Below are 7105 nucleotides of genomic sequence, written 5' to 3'. Positions count from 1 at the left end.
TGCTCAGACGTACGTAGCTGTACATCGATCCGATGCTCGAGGACGCGGCCTGTTCTCGGCCGCGCTGGTTGGTCGGTGAGGGGCGCGTCCACCGCGCCCTCTGGAACGGGCACGACGCGGGCGAGCGAATCGCCGCGAGCGAGTAGGGCTACTCCGCGCTCGACGCCTCGTGAATCTTCTCGCCGCGGTGGAGGCGCGCGGCGATGGTGAACGTCTGCTCGCGTTCCCGCCGCGTCGGGAAGTGCGCGCCGAGGTAGCGCGCGACGGCGACGAGGAGCGTCCGCACCTCGGCGGGGTCGTCCCTGAGCGCCGCCTGCGTGAACCCGGCTTCCAGCGCCTGATACGTGTGGAAGCCGGCGTCCTCGCGGAGGAGCGCTTCGCCGAGTCGCTCGCGGAGGCGGTCCACGTCGCCGCCGCAGTCGAGGTAGTGGGCGGCGCGGCGGCCCGCCTCGTTCACCTCGCCCTCCCGCTCGAACGTCTCGACGAGGGCGTCGAGGTGGTCCGCCGGGTCCGCCCCGGCCCCGGACGCCGGGTCGGGGAGCGGTGCGGGCGGCGTGTTGAGGAAGCGGTCGAGGTAGACGTTCGTGGCGGCGTCGAACACGCCGCGGTAGAGTTCGGTCGCCCCCGTCCGGCGGGCCAACTGGTGGACCGCGTTCGCGTAGGTGAACGTGTGGTGGACGGTGTTCCAGTCGGAGAACTCGTTGACCGTCGCGAACCGCGCCACGCGCGTCGCGGCGGCGAACGCCACCTCGCGGGCGAGCGCTTCGACCGACGCCCCCGCGCGAATCGCGTCTTCGAGGGCCGCGAGAACGGTCTCGGGGTCCTCCGCGAGGAGCGTCTCGGTGAACCCCTCGGGCGCGGACCACGCCGACCCCGCCCCGGCGGCGACGAGCGAATCGAGGTCCGCGAACGTCTCGTCAAGCATCGCCGCGAGGTCGACTGGCTGTCGCCACGACGACTGCTCCTCGGCGCGGGCGGCCGTCGCCATCCCCTCGACCAGACTCGGGAGGACGGCGTCGGCGTGGTCCCAGCTGACGTGGTCGAGGGCCTCGCAGGCCTTGTTGACGAAGTCGAGCGTGTGGCCGGTGTTCAGGTAGCGGTGGTCCGTCGCCGCCGCGGCCAGCATCGTCGCGAGGCGGGCGTCGTCCGCGCCGTTGGCGATGGCGGTCCTGAGGACCCGTTCCGCACCGTCGGCGTCGCGGACCTCGACGTTCTCGCGGAACCACTCGGTCAGGCGGTCGAACGACACGTCCGTCGTCTCGAACGGGTCCTGATCGAACCGGGGCGGTTCGCCCGCGCAGTCGTCGCCGACGTGGACGAGTCCCTGATACAGCGCGCGCTTTCGGTCCGCCTCGCGCAGGTCGGGGAGGACGTTCCGCATCGCCGCGAGGATGGTCAGACCGGGGCCCCACCCGCTCTCCCGGTAGCGCGCGCCGAAGCGGACGCCGCGTTCGACGACGTCGTCGGCGGAGACGTCCGCGTCGACGAGGCCGATGGCCGACTTGGCGACGACGAGGCGGAGGTTCTGCTCTAACCCGTCGTCGAGTCGGCGGGCCCAGTGGTCGGCGGGCGGTTCGTCCGGTTCGGGGTGCGGGTCGACGTAGACGGTGCCGTCGCGCACCTCGACGGGGAACGTCTGCACGTCGTCGGCCCACGGGTCGAACGTGTCGCCGCAGGAGAGTTCGAACCGCGCGTGGTGCCAGTGGCAGGTGAGGACGCCGTCCTCGACGCTCCCCTCCGACAGGGGAAACCCCATGTGGGGACAGCGGTTGTCCACCGCGCGAATCTCCCCCTCGTGGTGGAAGACGGCGAGTGCCCGCCCGTCGACGGACGCCTGTACGCGCCCGTCGCGTTCGAGGTCGGAGAGCGAGACGACTTCGCGAAACCGGTCGGTCGAACTCATGTGACACGGTAGCACGCATACGCGCCTAAAGCTTCGCTGAAGCGTAATATTGTAACCAGACTGTTATTAGTAGAGGGCATATATTTCTCGGAGGTAGCCGACTCATATCGACTCTCGACGCCGAAATCGTCTCTCTGAGCGCTCGTGTGCTCTGTGTTGTCATATAATCCGACGGTTTTTTGCCGACGAACGCGAACGTTCCGTTGTGTCCCTCACCGTCCGAATCGACCCCCACGTTCACTCCGACGCGTCGTACGACGCGCACGACCCCGTGGAGCTGATACTGGAACAGGCCGCCGAAATCGGTCTCGACGCCGTCGTCATCACCGACCACGACGTCATCCACGAGTCGATTCGCGCGGCGGAACTGGCCCCGATGTACGGGCTGGTCGGCATCCCCGGCGTGGAGGTGTCGACGGCGGACGGCCACCTCCTCTGTCTCGGCGTCCGGGAGATGCCGCCGCGCCGCGCGCCGATGAAGGAGACGGTCGAGTGGGTCCGTGACCGCGGCGGCGTCGCCATCGTCCCGCACCCGTTCCAGCGGAGTCGCCACGGCGTCCGGAAGAAGCGGCTTCGCGGGGTCGACCCCGACGCATCGAGGTGTACAACTCGTGGCTGTTCACGGGGTGGAAGAACCGCCGCGCACGCCGGTTCGCCCAGTCCGGCGGCTACCCGGGCGTCGCCGGCAGCGACGCGCACAAGGTGGGGTACGTCGGCCGCGCGTACACCGAGATAGACATCCCGGACGTGCGCCGTCCGGAACTCACGACGGACGTGGTCCTCGACGCCATCCGCGACGGCGCGACGCGCGTCGAGGGTCGCCGGACGCCCATCCCGACGAGCGCCCGCCACTACGCGGCGCCGGCGCAGAAAGAGCGGCTACGTCGCGAAGCAGGGCGCGGTCAAGAGCGGGTCGGTCGCCAAGACGGGCGTCGTGCAGGCCGCGCAACTGCTCTACCGCGTCTCTCCCTTCTCGCGGTAGTCGTGACAGGAGGCTTTTGTCCCGTCAGTTCGTCGACCAGAGCCGATGCCCTCCACCACCGGGTCCGACACCGCGGGCACCGACACCGGCGCGTCAGACGGCACCGCCAGCCCGGAGGAACGGCCGCTGTTCAACCTCGCGCTGTCCGGACTGATACTCCTGAGTTCGGGCGCGTCGCTGTACGAGATGAGCGACGTCTCGCCCGCGCTCCTCGTCGCCGGGTTCGTCGTGACGGGCCTCGCGTACGGGCCGGCCGCGTCGACCGCTCCCGGTCGCCGCTTCGTCGCGAGGTTCCGCGCGGTTCACGGCGCGGTCCGCCTCGCCATCGTCTTCGGCGTCGTCGCCCTCGTGTTCGGCCTCGCGTTCGCGTTCGACGTCCCGCCGGCCGGCGTCCAGAGCGCCGTCTTCGGCGGCGCCGTGGCTCTCGCCGCGTACGTGGTCTACCGAATCCTCGCGGACCGCTTCGGCGACGGCTGAGAGGACGTTCGTCACTCGGAGAGCGGACGGCGTCGCCGGTACTCGGCGCCGAGGAGGTCCGCGACCAAGAGGAGGGAGAACAGACCGTCGAGACCCGTGGCAGTCACGACGTTGGGCGCGCCCACCGCCGCGACGAGTTTGGCGCCGCCCACGCCGAGGTAGACGAGGCCGGCGCCGATGCGGACGTCCGATTCGCCCGGAATGGTTCGATAGTGGCCGCGAGGCTCCCGACGACGACGAGTCCGCACAGAGCGTACTCGACGGGCGTCGCCGGAACGTCGAGGAGGGCGAACCCGAGGACGAAGACGGCGGCACCGGCGAGTCGCTCGACGTCCACGTCGTCGCGGTTCACCCCTCCGACCTCCGTTCGGCCGTCGGTGCGCTGTCGGCACGGTCGCTCACGTTCCGGGCGTCGCCGTCGGAGGGCACGGGCCGACAGACGTGTCAGGTTTGCAAATATATCCCGACCGGTCGCGGCGGCGACCCGGACCGGCGGTCACGACGTCACCGGCGGTCACGCGCCGATGGCTACGGCGACTCCGACCCGACCAGTTCCTCGTACTGCGCGCCCGTCTGCTTCAGCGTCGCCGTGGAGTAGAGGCGTTCGTGGTCGAACGGCAGGTGGTCGGCGGCGAGTTCGTCTATCTTCTCGTCGACGGCGTCGGCCTCGCGGCCGTGGATCATCGTGAAGAGGTTGTACGGCCAGTCTTGCTCGGGGCGGCGCGGCCGGTGGTAGCAGAGCGTGACGTACGGCAGGCGGCCGACGGCTTCGCCCCGTTCGTCCAACTCCTCGTCGGGCACGTCCCAGACGACCATGCAGTTGGCGTCGAAGCCGGTGACGACGTGGTTGACGATGCAGCCGATGCGCTTGATACAGCCGTCGTCGAGGAGTCGGTCGACGGCCGCGAGGACGTCGTCGACGTCCGCATCGATGGCGTCGGCCACGTCCCGGTACGGCGTCGCGGAGAGCGGGAACCCGTCCTGAATCTCCACGAGGAGGTTCGCCTCGAGGGCGGACAGGTCGCCCGTCGCCTCCTCGGAGATGCGCGTGGCGTTGACTTCGGTCTCGGCGAGACTCTCGCGGGCGAACCGGTCGTCGTTCATCACCGGGAACTCCAGGTCGATGTAGTAGTCGGTGAGCATCGGGAGGTTCAGCACCGCGAGCCCGGTTCGCTCCTCGATTTCGGTCAGAATCCGGTCGCGCACCTCGCGGGAGGCGGCGGTGACGACGAACCACATGTTCCACTCGTGGTCGCGGCGGTAGTTGTGGTTCACCTGCCGGTAGCCGTTTATCACCTCGGCCACCTCCTCGAAGCGGTCCGCGGGCGCCGAGACGGCGGCCAGCGTCGAACTGCCGACGACCGGTGGGTTCAACACGGCCCCGAACCGGCGGAAGATGCCCGCCTCGCGGAGGGCGCGGACGCGCGCGAGAGCGTCGTCCTCGCTGATGCCGAGTTCCGCGCCGAGGGCGCGGAACGGCCGTTCGACGACGGGGAATCCGCTCTGGTACTCGTCGATGAGCGTGGCGTCCACCTCGTCTAAGTCGGCCCGCCAGTCGTCGGAGAGTGCGCTCATTGCCGGCTATGAGGACTCGGTGAACGTACCTATTTCGGGTTCGGGCGACGATTCAGCTATCGCTAACGCACCACTTTTGACCCGCGGCTCCCAACTCCGAACCATGGCACAAGCGCCGGAGAGCCCCGAGTTCGGGGAGTGGCCGTTGAAGCGACTCATGACCGAGGTGGTGGGGACGGGCACGAAGTCCGCCGAGGACATGACGCGCGAACAGGCGAGCGAGGCGATGCGACGCATCCTCGCGGGCGAACCCGACCACACGACGCTGGGGGCGTTCTGGCTGGCGAACCGGTGGAAGCACAACGTCGCCGAGGAACTCGCGGCCTACGCCGACGTGATGTGCGAACACGTCGAGTACGCCGAACCCGACGCCGACCCCGTCGACTGCGGGGCCAACTACGACGGGAAGGGCGAGACGGCGATACTGGGCGCCGCCGCGGGCATCGTCGCCGCCGGCGCGGGCACGCCCGTCGTCGTCCACTCGGGCGACCGGGTCCCGACGCAGAAGCAGGACGCCTACAAGCACGTCCTCGACGAACTCGGGATTCGCACCGAGTTGTCCCCCGAGGAGAGCGCAGACCAGGTGGACGAGACGGGCTTCGGCTTCTACTACCAGCCCGCGTTCAACCCGGCCATCGACGACCTGTGGGAGCGCCGCGACCAGATGGGCGTCCGTACGTTCGTCAACACCATCGAGACCATCGCCAACCCCGCGAACGCCGATGTCCACCTCGGGAGCTTCTACCACCTGGCGTTCGCGAAGAAGATCGTGGACACGTTCGAGCAGTCCGAGAAACTGAACCCGCGCCGCGTCGTCATGTTCCAGGGGATGGAGGGCTACGACGACATCCGCCCCGGCTACACGAAGGTGGGCGAGTCCACCGACGGCGAGTTCACCGACTTCGAGATAGAGACGGCCGAGTACGGGATGGACTTCGAGAACGAGGACCTCGAAGTCGACCCCGACGACGTAGCCGGCGACTCCGCGGCCATCACGGAGTCCGTGGTCGCCGGCGAGTGTGACGACCACTTCTACGACGCCGTCGCCCTCAACGCGGCGTTCCGCATCTACGCCCGCGAGGACGCCGAGACGCTGGCGGACGGACTGGAGATGGCCCGCGAGAGCATCGAGTCGGGCGCCGCCGAGGCGGTCCTCGACGACCTGCGCGCGTCTGACCTCCCTCTCCGCTTCCCGCGCGTTTTTTGGATAGGCGGTGAGCGTCGGGTATGACCACCTTCGACGACCGCTCGCTGGTCGAGATTCGCCGTGACCTGCACCGCCACCCCGAGGAGGGCTGGAAGGAGTTCCGACGACCGCGCTCGTCGCCGAGGAACTGGACCGACTCGGGTTCGACCTCGCTCTCGGCGCGGACGCGGTGAACGCCGAGGAACGACTCGGCGTGCCCTCCGACGACGAGATAGCCGCCGCGCGGGAACGCGCGCGGCGCGAGGGCGCACCCGAGGAGTATCTGGACTACATGGACGACGTGACGGGCCTCGTCGCGTCGAAGCGCTACGGCGACGGCCCGACCATCGGCGTCCGAGTCGACATGGACGCCCTCGCGCGGTCGGAGGCGACCGACGACGACCACCGGCCGGCGCGCGAGGGGTTCGGCAGCACCCACCCGACGGAGATGCACGCCTGCGGGCACGACGGGCACACGGCCATCGGCGTCGGCATCGCCCGCGCGTTCGACGCCGAGGGGTTCGACGGCACGCTGAAGCTGTTCTTCCAGCCCGCGGAGGAGGGCGGCCGCGGCGGGAAGCCGATGAGCGAGACCGACCACCTCGACGACGTGGACGCCCTGTTGGCCCTCCACCTCGGACTGGACGAGGCGACGGGCACCATCGTCGGCGGCTACGACCGCCCGCTCTCGAACGCGAAGATAGACGTGACGTTCGACGGCGAACCGGCCCACGCCGGCGGCGCGCCGAACGAGGGGCGAAACGCCCTGCAGGCGATGAGCACCGCGATTCAGAACCTGTACGCCATCCCGCGGCACGCCGACGGGAAGACGCGAATCAACGTCGGGCAGGTCCACGCCGACAACGCGCAGAACGTCATCTGCGAGGAGGCGCGGATGCGCGTCGAGGTGCGCGGCGAGGACGCCGACCTGAACGACTACATGATGGCGAAGGCCGACCGCGTCTCGAACACGCCGCGGGGA

5 protein-coding genes and 2 pseudogenes are annotated in these 7105 nt (G+C 69.5%); 4 read left to right on the top strand and 3 right to left on the bottom strand.

Annotated features, from left to right (window positions below; translation table 11 throughout):
* Positions 1-148 precede the first annotated feature (148 nt).
* Positions 149-1903 (bottom strand): Rieske (2Fe-2S) protein, encoded by a 1755-nt coding sequence (locus tag GJ632_RS17370; RefSeq protein WP_191453613.1) that lies wholly within the window; start codon positions 1901-1903, stop codon positions 149-151.
* Positions 1904-2108: 205 nt separating this feature from the next.
* On the opposite strand from GJ632_RS17370, the pseudogene GJ632_RS17365 reads away from it, so the two are divergent.
* A pseudogene (locus tag GJ632_RS17365) lies at positions 2109-2885 on the top strand (CehA/McbA family metallohydrolase).
* A 45-nt stretch (positions 2886-2930) separates the two neighbouring features.
* Entirely contained in the window at positions 2931-3362 is a 432-nt protein-coding gene (locus GJ632_RS17360; protein ID WP_231751645.1) for a hypothetical protein, read from the top strand.
* Positions 3363-3465: 103 nt separating this feature from the next.
* Here the strand turns inward: GJ632_RS17360 and GJ632_RS17355 are convergent, their stop codons facing one another.
* Positions 3466-3714, bottom strand: coding sequence for a hypothetical protein (locus tag GJ632_RS17355; protein ID WP_191453612.1), 249 nt, complete (start codon positions 3712-3714; stop codon positions 3466-3468).
* Positions 3715-3890: 176 nt separating this feature from the next.
* Positions 3891-4937, bottom strand: coding sequence for an Lrp/AsnC family transcriptional regulator (locus tag GJ632_RS17350; RefSeq protein ID WP_191453611.1), 1047 nt, complete (start codon positions 4935-4937; stop codon positions 3891-3893).
* A 103-nt stretch (positions 4938-5040) separates the two neighbouring features.
* Here GJ632_RS17350 and GJ632_RS17345 point away from each other — a divergent pair, with 103 nt between their 5' ends.
* Both GJ632_RS17345 and GJ632_RS17340 read left to right on the top strand, forming a co-directional pair.
* Positions 5041-6168, top strand: coding sequence for an anthranilate phosphoribosyltransferase (locus GJ632_RS17345; protein WP_191453610.1), 1128 nt, complete (start codon positions 5041-5043; stop codon positions 6166-6168).
* Positions 6165-7105: pseudogene (locus GJ632_RS17340) on the top strand (amidohydrolase); the annotation flags it as partial. The gene GJ632_RS17345 and the pseudogene GJ632_RS17340, both read left to right, overlap by 4 nt.

It is taken from the genome of Halogeometricum sp. CBA1124 (assembly GCF_009741955.1).
Classification (GTDB): Archaea; Halobacteriota; Halobacteria; order Halobacteriales; family Haloferacaceae; genus Halogeometricum; species Halogeometricum rufum.
Note: the sequence above shows the minus strand (reverse complement) of the source record. Positions and strands in the feature narration are given on the sequence as shown.

Bases quoted from the DNA above. Each gene is read 5' to 3' on its own strand.
- GJ632_RS17370 (WP_191453613.1), bottom strand. From the start codon at position 1,903: ATGAGTTCGACCGACCGGTTTCGCGAAGTCGTCTCGCTCTCCGACCTC.
- GJ632_RS17360 (WP_231751645.1), top strand. From the start codon at position 2,931: ATGCCCTCCACCACCGGGTCCGACACCGCGGGCACCGACACCGGCGCG.
- GJ632_RS17350 (WP_191453611.1), bottom strand. From the start codon at position 4,937: ATGAGCGCACTCTCCGACGACTGGCGGGCCGACTTAGACGAGGTGGAC.
- GJ632_RS17345 (WP_191453610.1), top strand. From the start codon at position 5,041: ATGGCACAAGCGCCGGAGAGCCCCGAGTTCGGGGAGTGGCCGTTGAAG.